General features: G+C 68.2%; 15 protein-coding genes. 7 read left to right on the top strand and 8 right to left on the bottom strand.

Annotation, left to right across the window (positions count from 1 at the left end; all coding sequences use genetic code 11):
• The first annotated feature begins 82 nt into the window (after window positions 1–82).
• Genes ACTJKH_RS10340 through ACTJKH_RS10355 form a run of 4 tightly spaced genes read left to right on the top strand, consistent with a single transcriptional unit; the run spans window position 83 to window position 4,143 of the window.
• Window positions 83–1,324, top strand: a complete 1,242-nt coding sequence (locus ACTJKH_RS10340; RefSeq protein ID WP_440736825.1) for an ABC transporter substrate-binding protein — start codon at window positions 83–85, stop codon at window positions 1,322–1,324.
• Window positions 1,321–2,196, top strand: a complete 876-nt coding sequence (locus ACTJKH_RS10345; protein ID WP_440736826.1) for an ABC transporter permease — start codon at window positions 1,321–1,323, stop codon at window positions 2,194–2,196. The genes ACTJKH_RS10340 and ACTJKH_RS10345 overlap by 4 nt, the downstream gene beginning before the upstream one ends.
• Before the next feature lie 4 nt (window positions 2,197–2,200).
• Window positions 2,201–3,097, top strand: coding sequence for an ABC transporter permease (locus ACTJKH_RS10350; RefSeq protein ID WP_440736827.1), 897 nt, complete (start codon window positions 2,201–2,203; stop codon window positions 3,095–3,097).
• Window positions 3,094–4,143, top strand: coding sequence for an ABC transporter ATP-binding protein (locus ACTJKH_RS10355; protein ID WP_440736828.1), 1,050 nt, complete (start codon window positions 3,094–3,096; stop codon window positions 4,141–4,143). Before ACTJKH_RS10350 ends, ACTJKH_RS10355 begins: the two co-directional genes overlap by 4 nt.
• Window positions 4,144–4,188: 45 nt before the next feature.
• On the opposite strand, the gene ACTJKH_RS10360 is transcribed toward ACTJKH_RS10355, so the two are convergent.
• The 6 genes from ACTJKH_RS10360 to ACTJKH_RS10385 form a co-directional block, all read right to left on the bottom strand.
• Window positions 4,189–5,673, bottom strand: a complete 1,485-nt coding sequence (locus ACTJKH_RS10360) for a hypothetical protein (RefSeq protein ID WP_440736829.1) — start codon at window positions 5,671–5,673, stop codon at window positions 4,189–4,191.
• Between the two features lie 175 nt (window positions 5,674–5,848).
• Window positions 5,849–6,844 carry a carbohydrate kinase family protein gene (locus ACTJKH_RS10365; RefSeq protein WP_440736830.1) on the bottom strand — a complete coding sequence of 332 codons (996 nt, stop codon included), beginning with the start codon at window positions 6,842–6,844 and terminating at the stop codon, window positions 5,849–5,851.
• On the bottom strand, window positions 6,841–8,349 hold the full coding sequence (locus tag ACTJKH_RS10370; protein WP_440736831.1) for a GH32 C-terminal domain-containing protein: 1,509 nt from the start codon (window positions 8,347–8,349) through the stop codon (window positions 6,841–6,843). Before ACTJKH_RS10370 ends, ACTJKH_RS10365 begins: the two co-directional genes overlap by 4 nt.
• A 35-nt stretch (window positions 8,350–8,384) precedes the next feature.
• Window positions 8,385–9,218 (bottom strand): carbohydrate ABC transporter permease, encoded by an 834-nt coding sequence (locus ACTJKH_RS10375; protein ID WP_055876214.1) that lies wholly within the window; start codon window positions 9,216–9,218, stop codon window positions 8,385–8,387.
• A gap of 7 nt (window positions 9,219–9,225) precedes the next feature.
• Complete coding sequence (locus tag ACTJKH_RS10380; protein WP_440736832.1) at window positions 9,226–10,161, bottom strand: carbohydrate ABC transporter permease; 936 nt, start codon at window positions 10,159–10,161, stop codon at window positions 9,226–9,228.
• Window positions 10,161–11,543, bottom strand: coding sequence for an extracellular solute-binding protein (locus ACTJKH_RS10385; protein WP_440736833.1), 1,383 nt, complete (start codon window positions 11,541–11,543; stop codon window positions 10,161–10,163). The genes ACTJKH_RS10380 and ACTJKH_RS10385 overlap by 1 nt, the downstream gene beginning before the upstream one ends.
• A gap of 195 nt (window positions 11,544–11,738) precedes the next feature.
• Between ACTJKH_RS10385 and ACTJKH_RS10390 the strand changes: the two genes are divergently transcribed.
• On the top strand, window positions 11,739–12,764 hold the full coding sequence (locus ACTJKH_RS10390; RefSeq protein ID WP_210096709.1) for a LacI family DNA-binding transcriptional regulator: 1,026 nt from the start codon (window positions 11,739–11,741) through the stop codon (window positions 12,762–12,764).
• 116 nt (window positions 12,765–12,880) lie between these two features.
• Window positions 12,881–13,633: an SDR family NAD(P)-dependent oxidoreductase gene (locus tag ACTJKH_RS10395; RefSeq protein ID WP_440736834.1), complete on the top strand. Its 753-nt coding sequence runs from the start codon at window positions 12,881–12,883 to the stop codon at window positions 13,631–13,633.
• Between the two features lie 169 nt (window positions 13,634–13,802).
• On the opposite strand, the gene hisD is transcribed toward ACTJKH_RS10395, so the two are convergent.
• Complete coding sequence (hisD, locus tag ACTJKH_RS10400; RefSeq protein ID WP_440736835.1) at window positions 13,803–15,119, bottom strand: histidinol dehydrogenase; 1,317 nt, start codon at window positions 15,117–15,119, stop codon at window positions 13,803–13,805.
• A gap of 76 nt (window positions 15,120–15,195) precedes the next feature.
• Here hisD and ACTJKH_RS10405 point away from each other — a divergent pair, with 76 nt between their 5' ends.
• Window positions 15,196–16,122 (top strand): LysR family transcriptional regulator, encoded by a 927-nt coding sequence (locus ACTJKH_RS10405; RefSeq protein WP_440736836.1) that lies wholly within the window; start codon window positions 15,196–15,198, stop codon window positions 16,120–16,122.
• 19 nt (window positions 16,123–16,141) lie between these two features.
• Here the strand turns inward: ACTJKH_RS10405 and ACTJKH_RS10410 are convergent, their stop codons facing one another.
• Window positions 16,142–16,915: a nitrilase-related carbon-nitrogen hydrolase gene (locus ACTJKH_RS10410; protein ID WP_440736837.1), complete on the bottom strand. Its 774-nt coding sequence runs from the start codon at window positions 16,913–16,915 to the stop codon at window positions 16,142–16,144.
• Window positions 16,916–16,981 lie beyond the last annotated feature (66 nt).

Genomic DNA, 16,981 nt, shown 5'->3' on the forward strand with positions numbered 1-16,981 from the left:
GCGTCCACAGCATCCTCCCCGACTCCTATACCCTAGCCCGGCGCGATATGCCGATACACCGATTCCGAAGCGAGGAACCCTGATGAGCAGCATCGCACGACCACCTCGGAGAACTGCAGCCCTCGCTCTCGCCGTGCCGCTGCTCGCCCTCACGGCCTGCGCGGCACCCGAGAGCAGCGCGTCGACGACCTACGACGACTGGGATGCCGTGCTCGAGGATGCCGAGGGTCAGACCGTGCAGCTGTGGATGTACGGCGGCGACGACCAGGGCAACGCCTATGTCGACGACATCCTCGCCCCGGCCGTGGCGGAGTACGGAGTGACGCTCGAGCGCGTGCCCGTGACCGATACGGGAGATGCACTGAACAGGGTGTTCACCGAGATCCAGGCCGGCCGCGAAGACGGCACTGTCGACCTCATCTGGGTCAACGGCGACAACTTCCGCACCGGCAAGGAGGCCGATGCCTGGCTGTGCGACTGGACCGACCTGCTGCCGTCGATGGCTGCCACCGATCCCGAAGACCCGCTGCTGCAGTCGGACTTCGGCACGCCCGTCGACGGTTGCGAGGCCCCGTGGCACAAAGCGCAGTTCACGCTCGCCTACAACGCCGAGGCGATCCCCGACCCGCCGACGACTCTCGCCGGGGTGCTCGACTGGGCCGAAGCCCATCCCGGACGCTTCACCTACCCGGCCCCGCCGGACTTCACCGGCTCGGTGTTCGTTCGCGAGGTGCTGGCGAGCGTCTCGGGCGGCGCCGACGAGGTGCCCGCGGCGTACTCGGACGAGGCATTCGACGAACTGAGCCCTGCCCTCTACAAGCGGCTCGACGATCTGGCCCCGAGTCTGTGGCGTGGCGGCGACACCTACCCGGCGAACGAGGCCGAGCTCGGACAGCTCTTCGCCGACCGGCAGATCGACATCACGATGACGTACGGGCCGGCGACGCTCACCGATCTCGTGGCCGATGGCACCTACCCGCCGGGAACCACTGTGCTGCCTCTCGAGGACGGCACCGTGGGCAACGCGAGCTTCCTCGGACTGCCCGCGAACTCCGACTCGGTCGCGGGCGCGATGGTCGTCGCGAACGTCGCGCTCTCGGTCGAGCAGCAGGTGGCGAAGGCGCAGCCCGATGTGTGGGGGCAGTTCACGGTTCTCGACATCGATGGCCTCTCGGATGCCGACCGCGCCCTGTTCGACACGCTCCCGGAATCGCCTGTCGTTCCCGGGTACGAGGTGCTGTCGGAGAACGCGCACGGAGAACTCTCCGCAGAGTGGGTCCCCGCCCTCGACGAGGGCTGGCGAACCGGCGTGCTCGGCCGATGAGCTTCGCGCCGGTGGCGCGCCGCCGCGGGAGCGCTCGTCAGCTCCTGAGCGGCGCGTTGCTGGTGCTCCCTGCGGCCGCCGTGACCCTGCTCGTCGTGGGCGGCGGGATCGGCGCGACAGTGTTCCAGGCACTCGGCCTGATGCCGGTCGCCGGGCCCGTGACTCCCGGCATCGACGCGTTCCTCGCCCATCCCGACGACCTCGCGGCCGCGACCGCGGTGTCGCTCGCCGTCGCGGCGGTGTCGACGGTCATCGCGGTCGTCGTCGGCACCGGCGCCGCGGTCGTCATCGCCTCCGGACGCGCAGGGAGTCGACTGCTCGCCGCCCTCGGTGCGACGACCGTGACCGTGCCTCACCTCATCGGAGCCGCGACCATCGGACTCCTGCTCGCGGACGCGGGAGTGCTTCCGCGGCTGCTCGGCATCCCACCCGAAGCGTGGGGGCCGTGGGTCGGCGGCCCCCTGTGGGGTGCGGCCATCGCCGAGTTCGCCTGGAAGGAGTCGGCGTTCGTCGCGCTCGTGGTCACCGGCACCCTCGCGACCCGCATCGCCACCTACGACGAGACGGCCGCGCTGCTCGGGGCGGGTCGGTGGCGCCGCTTCCGTCACGTCCTGCTGCCCTTGACCGCGCCGACCATCGTCATCTGCGCGGCGATCAGCTTCGTCTACGCGCTCGGATCGTACGAAGTGACCTGGCTGCTCGGCCGCACCTATCCCGAGCCTCTGCCCGTGCTGGCCGTCCGGCTGTTCCAGGGCGTCTCGCTGGCGTCTCGTCCCGAAGCGGCCGCGGTCGCGCTCGTCACCTGCGCGATCTCGCTCGCTGTCGTGGCACTCACCTTCGCTGCGCTGCGACGCACGGCTGTCTGGCGGTGACCGGATGAGATCGAGCACCCTCACCACCCCTCGCGGCCCCGGCCGCGTCATCCGTCTCGCCGTCACCGCACTGCTGATCGTCTGGTTCACCCTGCCCTTCCTTCCTCTCGCACTCTGGGCGTTCGCCGACGGCTGGTCGTTCCCGTCGCCGCTGCCCACAGCCTGGGGAGTCCAGGGCATCGAGGATGCGCTGGGCTTCGGGCTGCTTCCGGGATTCGCTCGGTCGGTGCTGCTCGGGCTGGTCGTCGCCGCGATCTCCACACCGCTGGGCGCCCTCGCCGCGCGGGCGCTGACCTTCGGCACCGTCCCCTTCCCTCGCACGATCTCGGCACTGCTGCTGGCGCCCATCGCCCTTCCGCCGTTCGCTGCGGTCCTCGGCGTCAACGTCCTGCTTTTGAGGGCGTACGTCCCTCCCGTCATCGGAGTGGTCCTGGTGCTCGTGGTCCTTGCACTGCCCTATACGACGTTCGTGATGCGCACAGCCTACGGAGCCTACGACCTCTCATACGAAGAGGAGGCGCGACTGCTCGGCGCCTCCCGCGCGCAGGTGCTCAGACGCGTGCATCTGCCGATGATCTCTCCTGCGCTCGCTCGCGCCGCGTTCCTCGCGTTCCTCGTCGCCTGGAGCGACTACATCGTGACGGTCATCGTCGGCGGAGGCGAACTCGTCACCCTTCCGCTGATCGTGGCAGGAGCCGCCGCCGGCCTCGGCAACGATGCCGCCGTCGCCGTCATGTCGCTCGGAGCGGTCGTCCCCCCGGTGCTGCTGCTCATCGCCGTGCTGGCGGTGCGCGGATCCGGCCGAGCCACCGCCGGAAGGCGCCGCCTGTCATCCGCCGCCTCGAACATCGCGTCTTCCACCTCGTCTTCCCGCCCCACGACCTCAGGAGCATCCGCGTGAGCGCCGACCTCGTCCTCGACGGACTCGACAAGAGATTCCCCGGCTCGCCCACCCCGGCGCTGCGCGGGTTCTCGCTCACCGTGGCCGCAGGGACATGCACGGCGGTTCTCGGCCCCAGCGGCTCGGGAAAGAGCACCCTGCTGCGGGTCATCGCGGGGCTGGAGTCGCCGGATGCCGGAGCAGTCCGCATCGGCGGAACGGATGTCGCGGACGTCGTGGCAGAACACCGCGGAGTGGGGATGGTCTTCCAGCGTTCGCTGCTGTTCCCCCACCTCACGATCCTCGACAACGTCGCGTTCTCCGACCGGGTCTCCGGGATGAACCGCCGGGCCGCGCGCTCTCGCGCCAGCGAGTACCTCGAGATGGTGCAGCTGCAGGGCTTCGGGGATCGGCGGGTCGGCGAGCTGTCCGGCGGACAGGAGCAGCGGGTCGCGATCGCCAGGGCCCTCGCTGCCGAACCGTCGGTGCTCCTGCTCGACGAACCGTTCAGCGCACTCGACCCCGCTCTCCGCAGCGACATGCACGACCTGCTCGACTCCGTGCGGCAGGCGGTCTCGCCCACGATCGTGCTCGTCACCCACGACCGAGACGAGGCGGCTCGAGCCTCGGATCGCATCGCCCTTCTCGAGCACGGCGTGCTCCTGCACGAAGGCACGGTGCTCGACGCGTACAGACGCCCCCAGAACCTGCGGGCATCGCAGATCATGGGCGGTCGAAATGCGGTTCCGGGCGAGGTGCGGGACGGCAGACATCACAGCGCGCTCGGAGCAGTTCCGGTGCCGCTGGACACACCGACAGGGTCAGGGACGCTCGTGATCCGGCAGGAGGATGTGGCGGTCCTCGACGGCGGCGTCGGACCCGCGGATACCGGTTCGATCGCAGGGGTGGTCGAGTCGATCCGGGTGACCGGCGCGCGCTCGGAGATCACCGTCCGCTGCGGCGACGCCCTGCTGCACGCGGAGGCGCCGCCGACGCAGCGGTGCCAGCTCGGCGATCGGATACGTGTGATGCTGCCGACGACCGCCGTGCACGTCGTCGCCGACTGATCCGGCCACCCGAGGCAGCACATCTGCCACCACGAGCCGCACGGATCAGTGAGAGGCGGAGCGGGCTGCGCCGGTCTCCCTGACGCCCGTGAGCCCCGAGGGCCGTGAGACGACCTGGGGTTCGACACCGTCGCGGATGGAGGGGATCGGCAGCAGACGCCGCAGTTCGACGTTCTCGATCGGGTCGAGCACGGAGTGCTGCACGCACGCCGGAACCAGGCGTCCGTCCTCCGGATGCGCCATCGCGTACATGCACGAACCGAGGCGCTCCTGAGTCTCCTTCAGCAGCGGATCATCGGCGACGATGCCCTGTTCCATGAGCTTCCACGCCGGGTCGACCTGCTCGGCGTCCATGAAGTTGTGCACCACGAAGGTCTTGAAGGACACCTTGCCCCGACGCGCTTCGCGCAGCACGCGACGCAGTCCGCCCGCACGGCGGAGTACGCGTCGGGCGAGGCCGATGAGAGGAGGGATGTCACCCGGGTGGCCGGCGACGGCACGGACCACCTTCACGACGAGCACAGGCTTCGGGATGCCGCCGAAGATCATTCCACCGAAGTGATCGAGGAACCGGTCGCGTGCCGCGATGTCCTTCGGATCGTCGGGGTCGAGCAACGCCGCGAACCCGCCGCCGACCCGCACGCCGACCGTGGAGCGGTTGCATCGCGGGTCGCCGAACTGGGTCGCCTGCCAGGGCAACTTGTGGCCGGCGCCCGCCTCGATCCGCTCCCACACGGCGTCGATGGTGACCTCGCCGAAGTCCTCGCGCCAGCGCCGGTCGTCGCCGATGAACGCGGCCGGCTGGAAGGACATCATGTCGAACGGCATGTCGAGCACGTCGCGGGTGACCTGCTCGACCTCGTCGACATTGGACGGCGTCACGGTCATGTTGTGCGCGAGGTAGCTGTCGACTCCGTGATCGCGCTTGAGGTCGATGAACATCTGCGCGAACTTCTCGCGGAACGGATTGAGCTCGGCTTCACTGTGTGGGCGGACCGCACCCTTGCGACCTCGCATCAGCGAGTCGAAGTGTGCGGCGAAGGACACCTTGTCGAACCTCGGCTTGCGATCCTGGTCGAGCACGACATCGAGCAGATAGTCGTACTCGAAGTCGCCGTGGGTCATCGACATCGGCTCGCGGCCGACCGCGCGCATCGCGAGAAGCGCCTGGGCATGATCCTCCGCCGAGAGCAGACTGACCTCACCGCCGATCAGCTGCGCGTGCGCTCGCGGCCCCCGCACCTGACGCAGATACGACATCTGACGCTCGACGTTCTCGATCGTGTGGTCACCGTCGATGCGCACCTTGTTGGCGTCCGCCGAGTGGTAGCAAGGCGAGCACGTGAGGTTGCACTTCGGGAAGACACCATGGGTTCCCTCACATCCCACCGCACAACGACCGAGCAGCTGATTCGGTGTCTTCGCGTGCTCGGGCAACTCGGACCAGCGGATGGCGAGAGCACGTCTGGTCTCGGGATGTATCGGTCGCGTCTCGAGTTCGATCCGCTTGAGTGTCGTGGCGAGTCCCATGGCATCCTCTCGACTCCGTGAGCATCCGCATCGTCGACGGGCTCGATGTCCGAGAGTTGTTCGACGCCGACGGCATCCCGGATTGCATCGATTGTCGCACCCCTGCTCCGTGACGGCACCCCGCACTTCGCTGAGTATCCCGGAGTCGAGCGACGCGTGTCGCCTGCGATCGCGATCACCCGACGCGAATGCGCTCCGATGCGGGCGCAGAGTCGAGACGGGGTGCGCTTCCTGCTGACTTCGGCCAGCGCGCCAGGTCCTCGGCGCGTGGAGGCGCCGCCCCGGCACGAGACACCGCGATCGCCGCACTGGCGAGCGCAGTTCCCGTCGCCTGATCCAGCATGCTCGAAGCATCGGCATCGGGAGCGAAGATCGCGGCCGTGAGCGCCGGGACGAGGCCGGACGACACGATCCCATAGAGGAGACCCGACATGAACGCGTCGCCGGCTCCGATCGTGTCGACCACGGTCGCAGGCGACGCCCGCCTCGTCACCGGTTCTCCCGCGCCGGCGACCGCGGTGACGCAGCCCTCGCCTCCTCTCGTGACGACGGCCAGCCTGGCTCCGAGGTCGAGCACATGCTCGAGCACCTCACCGATCGCGCGACCGGGGTAGAGCCAGTCGGCATCCTCATCGCTCAGCTTCACGATGTGCGATGCGGCCATGATCGACTCGATGCGCGACACGGCGGCGTCTCGCGGTCCGAGCAGCGCCGGCCGGATGTTCGGGTCGTATGTGCGCAGGATCCCCCGAGGGATAGTGGCGAGCATCGCCCGCACGGCCGTGGCTCCCGGCTCGAGTGCCGCACCGATCGACCCGACGTGAACTATCTCGGCATCAGCAGCCTCGACGATCGCGGCGCGCGCGGACAGCTCCCACTCGATGTCGAAGTCGTAGGCGGCCGAGCCGTCAGCTCCGATCACGGCGATCGCACGGGAAGTCCTCGTCGCTGGTCGGATGCTCACCAGCGGCACCCCGACTCCCTCTCGGACCAGATGCTCTTCGAGCAGCCGTCCGTGCGCGTCGTCTCCGATCCGGGTGAGAAGGCTCGTCGAGAGTCCGAGTCTGGCGAGGCCGACGGCGATGTTCAGCGGCGAGCCGCCCGGGTGCGCCATGCCGTCGACGACGTCGACGAGAGCCTCGCCGACCACGAGACAGCGCGGAGCGGTCACCACCGCATCTCCACGACGTCCGCTCGTGCCTGGAGGAGCCGGCCGCCGACCGCGGCGAGCGCGAAGGTGCACGACGACGCGGGGATCAGTGCGGTGAGCACCCTCTCCCCGTTTTCGGCGAAGAGCTCGAGTGATGACACCTGCTCGTTGAGTGCATCGATCCAGATCTCCCACTCGATCTCGTCGCCCCGGGCGAGAGGAGCGGAGGTCGAACTCCGGAATCCGTCCGGCATCCCCGCATCCGGACGGTCGAGCTCGATGCGGGAACCGGCATGGTCCTGCCGGATCACGACCGCGCCGCCTTCCGCCTCTGATCCGATGCGCAGCTCGACGCTCTGCGCCTCCCCGAACAGCGCCGAGACCCGGATCCGCACGGCATCCGACGCGTCCGCGACGAGCGCGGCACCCTCGGTGAGCGAGCCCAGGTCCGATGTCTCCGGCGCCTCGAGATCAATCACCGGATGCTGCCGCAGTCGCACGTCACCGTCCCGATCGCGTACGAGCGAGAGGCGTCGGGGAAGAGTCATCGCGCTGCGGTGTTCATCGGAATCGTCGGTCGGGATGCGACCGGCATACTTCCAGTTGTCCATCCAGGCGATGAGCGTCCGCTCGTTGCGCGAGAGGCCGTCGAACGTGACCCCGGCATAGCAGTCGGGTCCGAAGTCGATCCAGCCGTAGCGTTCCAACTCGTCGCGCGACTGACTCCCGTCTCTCAGCAGCGCACGCGTCGGAGTGGGGTGGGGAACGGAGGCGCGGAACGTCGTGCCGTCGAAATCGCCCACGATGTAATGCGTTCCTGAACCACCCGCGATACCCCCGGGGTTGAGGCTGATCAGCAGCACCCAGCGCACGTCGTCGTCATCGCCGTCGACCGCGAGCGGGAACATGTCGGGGCACTCCCACACACCGCCGACCGGGCCCGCCGGGCCGTAGGACGACAGGAGGGTCCAGGTCTTGAGGTCGTCGGAACGGTGGAACAGCACCTGGCGGTCTTCGGCCTCGACCGCGACCATCACCCAGTACCCGTCTCCTCCGTCGTCGTAGCGGAACACCTTCGGGTCGCGGAAGTCGCTCGTGCCGCGGTCGAGCACGGGGTTGCCCGAGTACTTCGTCCAGACGTACCCGCCGTCGGTGCTGTACGCGAGCGCCTGCGCCTGATGCCCCGGCGCCGCGGCCGTGTAGAGCGCCACCAGCGCCGGATCCTGGTCGGTGCCGAAGCCGGACGTATTGCCGTGATCGACCACGACGGAGCCCGAATAGATCTGCGCATCGTCATCGCAGAGGATCGCCGGGTCATGCTCGGTCCATCGCAGCAGATCGGTGCTCGTCGCATGACCCCAGCTGAGGTTGGCGTGTTCGACGCCCTGCGGGTTGTACTGGAAGTACAGGTGGTACAGGCCGTCATGGAAGACGAGACCGTTCGGATCGTTCATCCAGTTGTTCCGCGGGGCGAAGTGCATGCGCGGGCTCGTGGTGCGGACCGGGGGAAGGTCAGTGGGGGTCACCGGGCAGTCGTCTTTCTCCTTGATGGGGGCGTGCGTCACTTGCCGACGCCCGCTGTGAGTCCTTCGCGCAGCGGCTTCTGCCCGAAGAAGAACACCAGGAGCGCAGGGATCATCGAGAGGATCACTCCGGCGAGCACCGTCGAGATGCTGCCGGTGCCGAGGTTGCCCTGCAGCGTCACGAGTCCCAATGGCAGGGTGAAGTTCTGGTCGCTGATCGTCATGATGAGCGGCCGGAAGAACTCGTTCCAGTGATAGTTGAAGGCGAGGATGCCGACGATCGCGAGTGCCGGCGTCGCCAGCGGCAGGTAGACGCCGAAGAACGTGCGCCAGGGCCCTGCGCCGTCGAGCTGCGCGGCTTCGCCCAGTTCCGTCGGGATCCCCATGAAGTACTGCCGCATCAGGAACGTGCCGAACGCGGTGGGCAGGGCGGGCACGATGAGCGCCAGGAGCGTGTCGGCGAGCCCCATGCCCCTCACGAGCATGAACACGGGCACGATCGTGACCTGCAGCGGCACCATCATGGTCGCGAGGATCAGAGCGAAGAGGATCTTCTTGCTGCGGAACTCGAACTTGGCGAAGACGTAGCCCGCCATCGCCGCCGAGAGCATCTGCCCCGCCGCGACGAGCATCACCACGAGCGCGCTGTTCCAGGCGTACAGCCAGAGCGGGATCTTGGTGAAGACATCGGCGAACGCTCCGAAGCCGACGGTGACCTCCTGAGTGACGCTGTCGGTGGGCGAGAGCGCCGTGACGAGGGTCCAGACGACCGGTCCGAGAGTGAGGAAGGCCGCCAGCCCGAGGATGACGAACTTTCCGCCTGTGCCGAGGCTGTGGGCCCACGAGCGCTTGGTGATGATTGTCGTAGTCATGATGACCTCACCCGTAGAAGACGAATCGGCGGCTCAGCCGGAACTGGATGGCCGTGACGAGCATGATGAGAAGCGTCAACACGATTCCGATGGCGGAGGCGCCCCCGAAGTCGAGCTCCCGGAAGGCGGACTCGTAGATCACCATCACCGCGGTTCGGGTCTCATCACCGGGACCGCCGCGGGTGAGCACCCACGGCTGATCGAAGATCTGCAGCGCGTTGATGATGGCCATGACCGACGCGACAAGCAGGGTCGGGCTCACGAGGGGCAGCGTGATCATGCGGAACTGCGTCCACCCGGCCGCGCCGTCGAGAGAGGATGCCTCGTAGACCTCGCTCGGGATCGCCGCGAGCCCTCCGATGAAGAGCAGGAACGTGAAGCCGAAGTTCTGCCACACGTAGACCAGCAGCACCACGACCTTCGCCCCGAACCCGGTCGTCAGCCACCCGACATCGGCGATGCCGATCAGGTTGAGCGTCTGGTTCACGAGCCCGAACTCCTGGTTGAACAGGTACGCCATGATGAGCGAGACGGATGCGGCCGAGAGGATCAGCGGGAAGAACAGCGACGACCGGAAGAAGGTGCGCAGCCACGTCGGCATCTTCGATTGGACGAGGATGGCGAGCACCAGCGCGACCGTGAGCTGCAGGATGACCGCCACGATGACGAAGCCGATGGTGTTCAGGAATGACACGCGCACCGTGGGATTGGTCGCGAGGTCGACGAAGTTGTCGAGCCCGACGAACACGGGGTCCGAGATGATGTCCCAGCGGAAGAACGCCAGGACGAACGATCCGACGATCGGGACGAGGTTGAACAGCCCGAGGCCGATCACCGTGGGGGCCAGGAAGACCCAGATGACGGACCGGCCCGAGCGGGCGACGGTGCCGGTCTCGGCGCGTGCTCCCGGCGGGACCGTGAGGGTTCGAGTGCTCTCCGACATCATCGTCCTCCCAGCGCGATCTCGAGATCTCGCTGCATCGTCTCCAGGCCCCGGCGCACACCGGAAGGGCCGTTGGTGATGGTCGACACCACGTTCTTGAGCAGCGCCGACTCGACGGCGGCCTGCTGGGGAGGCGCCGGCATCGGGCCGGTGTCGGGGAACTTGTCGAGGGTGTCGTAGAAGACTTCCCAGTGCGCGGGGCCGACTCCGGCTCCGTACAGTTCGGCGTTGAGCGAGCGGCGAGGAAGTGATGAGTCCGGCTTCGGGTGGGCGATCTTCATGCCCTCGACCGAGACGCAGTACTTGAGCCATTCCCACGCCTCGTCCTTGCGCGTAGAGGTCTCCATGATCGCGTACCCGCCCGCGCCGAACTGGTGCCGCTGCCCCGACATCCGCGGGAAGTAGGTGACGTCATAGGCGTCGTTCGCGACGCCCGCCTCTTCGAGGCCGCGCACCCAGAATCCGCCCGCGGGAGTCATTCCGACCGCGCCGGTGGAGAACAGCGAGACCAGCTCGTTTCCGCCTCCCTGTGCAGGGTTCGCCGCAAGACCCTCCGAGACCATGCGTTCGAGAACCGAGAAGCTCTCGACGGCATGCTCGTTGAGCGCGTCGGCCTGCTTCCACACATAGCCTCCGCTGCGGGCAGGCTGGCCCGGGTAGAAGCGGTCCCAGAACCAGTCACCGCCTCCGGACTTCTCCTCTCGGAGAAAGCTCGTGTTGTTCACGTACAGCCAGGGGACGACCCCGCCCCACAGCCGGTTGTTCCAGAAGTAGGGCAGGAACTGACCCGACGCGCTCTTCTTCATCGCACGGGCGGTGCCGAGGAACTCCTCGAGCGTCCAGTTGTCGGCGGGGCGTTCGAGCCCTGCGCGCTCCATGGCCTGGGTGCTGTAGAAGACGTTCGCCGCGTTGAAGTTGTCGGGCATCTGGAACAGGCTGCCCTGGTACATGAACGCCTCGATGAGCGTCGGATTCACGTCGTCGAAGTACTCCTGCATCTCCGCCGCGTCTCTGCGCACGAAATCGTCGAGAGGATGCGCGAGGCGCGATGCGAAGAGCTGCGCCCCCTCGGTCGCGACCGTGACGACGTCGGGCGGCGTGCCCGCGGCGATCATCGTGAGGATCTTCGCGAAGTACTCGCTCCAGTCCTGACCCTGGATGGCGACGATGCGCACCTCGATGCCGGGGTGCTTGCGCTGGAAGCCGTCGACCAGCGCCTGACGCGCCACGGCGTCCTGGGCAGTGCCGAAGAGGGCGACGGTCAGAGTGTCTGTGCCGCGGCCGGGGATGTCGGATCCGGTGAGTCTCGGCCACGAGACGACAGTGCCGACGATGCCCAGTCCGATCGCCCCGAGCAGAGCCCTGCGAGTGAGATCAACCACGATGTTCTCTCCTGAGTGAGTGACTCCGCAGGCGGGATGCAGTCTCCGCGCGGAGGTGCTGAATTGATTCAGCACGCCGAGATTAGCATCGCGGATTGGGGGCTGCAAGCATTTTGCTAAATCAATTCAACTCAGGCGGTTTCGGGGCATCTCGTGCACTGCCTAAGCTGGAGATGTCACGACAGGAGGAAGCCGGTGCCGAAGAACGTCGATCGCAGGCCGACGCTCGCCGATGTCGCCGCGCTCTCGGGAATGTCGAAGACCGCCGTCAGCATGATCCTGAACGACCGGCCCGGTTCACGCCTCTCGGCCGATGCCGCGCGCCGGGTCCGCGCCGCCGCCGAGGAGCTCGGCTACCGCCCGAACCCGGCTGCACAGAGCCTGCGGCTCGGCAAGACGAAGACCCTCGGGTTCATCTCCGACCAGATCACGGTGACCCGCTACGCATCCGAGATGATCCGCGGCCTGCTCTCCGCCGCGAAGGAGCACGGCCACACCGTCCTCATCGCCGAGACGGAGGGTGACGACGCGACGATCTCGGACGAGATCCAGGCGATGATCGATCGCCGAGTCGACGGCATCCTGATCGGACTCCTCGGAGCCCGCATGATCGAGGTACCTGAGACACCCGCCGACGTTCCCGTCGTGATCGTCAACGGCACCTCGACGACGGGGCACCCCTCCGTGCTCCCCGACGAACGCACCGCTGGCCATGCGATGGCGCGCCTGCTCACGGAAGCCGGACATCGTCGTGTCGGAGTGATCGGCAACAACCCCCGCGCGGTCTCGTCGCCGTTGCACTCGGTCACCATCGGGCCGCGGTTCGACGGCATTCGCGCCGCATTCGCCGAGGCAGGCGTCGACCCGCTCATCATCGACGTCCCCGAGTGGAACCCCGACATCGGATACACGCGGACGCTGCAGATGCTCGACGCGCACCCCGACCTCACGGCGATCCTGGCCGGCAACGACGGCGTGGCATTCGGCACATACCAGGCGATCGCGGAGCGCGGGCTGCGGGTTCCCGACGATATCTCGGTCGCATCGTTCGACGATGAGGAGCTCGCGAGCTTCCAGCGACCGGGCCTGACGACTGCACGGCTCCCCTACGACGTCATGGGTCGCACGGCCGTCGAGATGCTGCTCGGCGAGCGCCCGCTCGGCGCGGTGCTGATCCCGATGCCGGTCATCGAGCGGGCCTCGATACGCTCCGCGGGCTGACCGAGAAATTCCATTCACACGCATCCACCTCACTCTCGCAGGCGTAGGCTGGAGAGAAGGACGGACCGTCCGAGAAGATCTCCCGGCACCGCGACCGTCCGGGAGAGGAGCCACTCGTGGCTCAGTACGACGTCTCGAACCGCTCGGCGATCGTGACGGGAGCAGGCAGCGGAATCGGACGCTCGACCGCTCTGCTGCTCGCCCAGAACGGCGCATCCGTCGTCGTCAACGACCTCAACGCGGACAACGCGAACGCGGTCGTCGACGAGATCCGCGCCGCCGGCGGCACCGCCGAGGCATCCGTCGGAGATGCGACCGACACCGCCTGGATCGCCAGCTCGATCGAACTCGCGAACACGCTCGCCCCCCTGCGCATCGGTGTGAACAACGCCGGCATCGGCGGAGCATCCGCCCCCACCGCCGAGTACGACGACGAGGCCTGGGACAAGGTCATCTCGATCAACCTCAACGCCGTCTTCCGCAACATGAAGGCGCAGATCCCCTCGATCCTCGCGAACGGCGGCGGCTCTGTCGTCAACATCGCATCGATCCTCGGCAGCGTCGGCTTCGCCGGCTCCCCCGCATACGTCGCCGCCAAGCACGCGGTCGTCGGCATGACCAAGTCGGCCGCCCTCGAGTACTCCGCACAGGGCGTGCGCGTGAACTCCGTCGGCCCCGGCTTCATCGACACCCCGCTGCTCGCCACCATGGGTGACGAAGCCAAGGAGTTCCTCGTCAGCAAGCACCCGATCGGCCGCCTCGGCCAGGCCGACGAGGTCGCGAACCTCATCGCCTTCCTCGCCAGCGACGCCGCCAGCTTCATCACCGGCAGCTACCACCTCGTCGACGGCGGCTACACCGCCCTCTGAGGATCGGTGGCCGCTCGCAGCTGTCAGCGGGCGGAACACCTGCAGGGCGAAAGAACGGATGCAGGGCGAGATCGGTGATCTCGCCCTGCATCTGTCATTCGGCCCTGCATCCGGCACCGACCGACCCGTCGGCGTCGGAACAGGCCCCCGGAGGCGGATCCCCCAGGAGTCAGGCGAGGCGATCCAACCGCAGCGTGGCGGTCGCGCTGTGCGCGGCCATCCCCTCGGAATCGGAGATCACCTGCACGGCGTTCGCGAGCTCGGGCGTCGCCTCGCGGCTGATGCGCTGATAGGTGAGCGGCTTGAGGAAGCGCGAGACCGAGAGGCCCGCGCTGTGCTTGGCGCCACCGGCCGTCGGCAGCACGTGGTTCGTGCCTGCCATGCCCTTGTCGGAGTACGCGACGGTGCTCCAGGGCCCGAGGAAGATCGAGCCGTAGTTGCGCAGATTCTCGTGGTACCAATCGTCGTCGGCTGTCAGCAGTTCGAGGTGCTCGGGCGCGAGATCGTCCATGAGCGCCGCGGCGGTCTCGCGGTCCTTCGCGACTGTGACGACGCCGTAGTCACGCCAGGCGGCACCCGCGATGTCGACGGTCGCCAGCGTCTCGAGCTGTCGTTCGATCTCGGCGATCACGGCGTGACCGTGCTCTTCGGAGGTCGTGATGAGCGCCGCAGGAGAGTTCGGCCCGTGCTCGGCCTGACCCAGCAGATCGGCGGCGACGAGCACCGGGTCTGCGGTCTCGTCCGAGATGACGGCGACCTCGCTCGGGCCCGCGAGCAGGTCGATCGCGACCGTGCCGAACAGCTGGCGCTTGGCCTCGGCGACGAAGGCGTTGCCGGCTCCGACGAGCATGTCGACGGGCAGGTCTCCGAGCAGCCCGTAGGCCATCGCGGCGAGCGCTTGCACTCCGCCGATCACGAACACACGGTCGACGCCAGAGAGGTGGGCTGCGTAGACGACGGCGTCATTAGCTCCGCCGTCGGGCTGCGGAGGCGTGCAGGCGATCACGGTCGGCACACCGGCGGCCTTGGCGACGCCGACCGTCATGAACGCGCTGGCCGTGAGCGGGAAGCGCCCGGCGGGCAGGTACGCACCGACGCGTGAGACCGGGATGTACTTGGCGCCGGTCACGATGCCGGGAACGAACTCGGTCTCGAAGTCGGTCAGGTGCTCGCGGGAGGCGCGAGCGAACGCCTGCGTCCGCTCGGCGCCCAGTTCGATCGCCGCACGCAGATCCGGGTCGAGCCGGTCTCCACTGCTCGCGATCTGCTCGGCGGTGAGCTCGATGTCGGCGCCCTGGTAGTTGTCGAGCTTCCTGGCGTAGTCGAGCACGGCATCGAGGCCACGCTCTCGGATGTCGGCGAGCATGCTCGTCACGGTCTCGATCACCGCGGGGTCGCGCTGCGCGGCCGGTGCATCGATGAGCGGGGTCTTGAGGTGGTGGAAATCGCCGTCGAAGCGGGCGAGCACTGCTGAGGAGTAACGCATGCAGGAAGGCTAGATCCGTGGCATCCACGAGACAACCCTGATGATCCTGAGATGACCATCGGGTTTACCATTGGGTGTGACAATCACGCAGCTGACCGCCTTCCTCGCCGCACTCGATGACGGTTCGTTCACGGCGGCGGCGAAGAGCCTCGGCATGACACAGGCATCCGTCTCCGAGCTGGTCGCGCGGCTCGAGCGCGAGCTCGGCACCACGCTCTTCGCCCGCGGCAGCAGGCGTCTCGTGCCGACGGCGGCGGCGCTCGAACTGCGACCGCACGCCGCACAGGCGGTGAGCGCGGTGCAGAACGGCATCGACACGATCCAGGCGCTGGCGTCGCTCGAGCGCGGCACCTGCACCTTCGGCGTGCTGCGCAACGCGGCATACTACGCGCTCGCCGACCTCGCCGAGACCTTCCACCACCGGCATCCGAACGTGCGGCTGCGCCTGGTCGGCATCAACTCCGCGCACGTCGCACGTTCGATCGCCGCGGGCGAGCTCGAGGCCGGCCTGCTCGTGCTGCCCGTCGACGAGGACGGCCTCGACGTGCGCCCCCTCTTCCGCGACGAGGTGCTCTATGCCTCGACCACCCGCGAGCCCGATGCCCCGGCGGTCACGATCGATGAGGTCGCCGACGCCAAGCTCGTGCTCTACGACGCGTTCGCCGGATGGGACGACCCGACGCGGCGCCAGCTTCTCGAACGGGCCCGACTGCGGGGCCTCACGATCGAGCCCGCCGTCGAAGTCGAGCACGTCGAGACGGCGCTCAGCCTGGTCGCCGCGGGCACGGCCGACACGATCGTGTCTCGGTCCATCGCGGAGTCCGAGGCGTTTCCCACCGGCATCTGCACGTTCCCGTTCGCCGAACCGATGCACGACACGATCGCCCTCGTGCAGCGTCAAGGCGTGCTGCTCTCGCCGGCGACCCAGAAGCTCGCCGAGCTGGCGGAGCGGATGCTGCGCGAACGCCTGCCCGAGCACCAGGGGCGCACGGCTCTCGGCTGACCACTCCCCGGGGAGCCGCTCAGTACAGGTCGGCCCGACGGTCGGCGAACAGATCGTTGTGTGGCGGGAGCGCCTTGCTGCGGACGGCATCGAGCGACAGCACGGCGGTCGCCCCCATCACGGCCCGGAACGCGACGATCCAGCCCTGCTCGTCGATGATCGCCGTGCCGTCGGTCCAGTCCACCCCGCGCTCGGATCCCCACCGGTCGGCGATCACCACCGGCAGCCGGGATGATCGGGCCGCCGCCATCGCCTGGATCAGCTCAGGCGCATGCTCGCCCTCAGGACGAGACACGAGCGGCCAGTTGACCGGAAGCGCGAGCACGTCGGCGCCCGCGAGCGCGAGACGGCGGGGCACCTCGGGGAACTCGTTGTCGTAGCAGAGCGCCACGCCGAGTCGGCCGAACGGCGCATCGATCACGAGGCCCGCCTCCGCCCCACTGTCGAAGACCAGCTTCTCGGATCCCCACAGGTGAGCCTTGCGGTAGTCGGCCAGGCGCGCGTCGCGGGTGAGCACAGCGGCCGTGTTGAACAGCAGGTCGCCGGCGGTCTCCGCGTACCCGACCACGACGACGGCATCCGCGGGAATCGCACCCTGCACCGATGCCCAGCGCGGATCATCGGCGCTCATCGCCGCGCCCCGCGCCTCGTCTCGATCCGCGAACACGTACCCGCTCGTGGCGAGCTCCGGCAGCACGATCAGCTGCGCCCCGCGACGAGCGGCCGCCGAGATCGCCGAGCGGATGCGGTCGAGGTTGCCGTCGAGATCGCCGATGACGATCTCGGGCGACACCGCCGCGACGCGCAGCCCCGCAGCATCCGGCTGTCCGGCGGAGACGCCGGGGCGCGANGGAAGCTC

It is taken from the genome of Microbacterium sp. 22215 (assembly GCF_052045655.1).
GTDB classification, from domain to species: Bacteria; Actinomycetota; Actinomycetes; order Actinomycetales; family Microbacteriaceae; genus Microbacterium; species Microbacterium phyllosphaerae.

Excerpts from the sequence above, each read along its gene's own strand:
- ACTJKH_RS10345 (WP_440736826.1), top strand. The coding sequence starts at position 1,321 with ATGAGCTTCGCGCCGGTGGCGCGCCGCCGCGGGAGCGCTCGTCAGCTC.
- hisD (WP_440736835.1), bottom strand. The coding sequence starts at position 15,119 with ATGCGTTACTCCTCAGCAGTGCTCGCCCGCTTCGACGGCGATTTCCAC.
- ACTJKH_RS10360 (WP_440736829.1), bottom strand. The coding sequence starts at position 5,673 with ATGGGACTCGCCACGACACTCAAGCGGATCGAACTCGAGACGCGACCG.
- ACTJKH_RS10380 (WP_440736832.1), bottom strand. The coding sequence starts at position 10,161 with ATGTCGGAGAGCACTCGAACCCTCACGGTCCCGCCGGGAGCACGCGCC.
- ACTJKH_RS10340 (WP_440736825.1), top strand. The coding sequence starts at position 83 with ATGAGCAGCATCGCACGACCACCTCGGAGAACTGCAGCCCTCGCTCTC.
- ACTJKH_RS10350 (WP_440736827.1), top strand. The coding sequence starts at position 2,201 with ATGAGATCGAGCACCCTCACCACCCCTCGCGGCCCCGGCCGCGTCATC.
- ACTJKH_RS10375 (WP_055876214.1), bottom strand. The coding sequence starts at position 9,218 with ATGACTACGACAATCATCACCAAGCGCTCGTGGGCCCACAGCCTCGGC.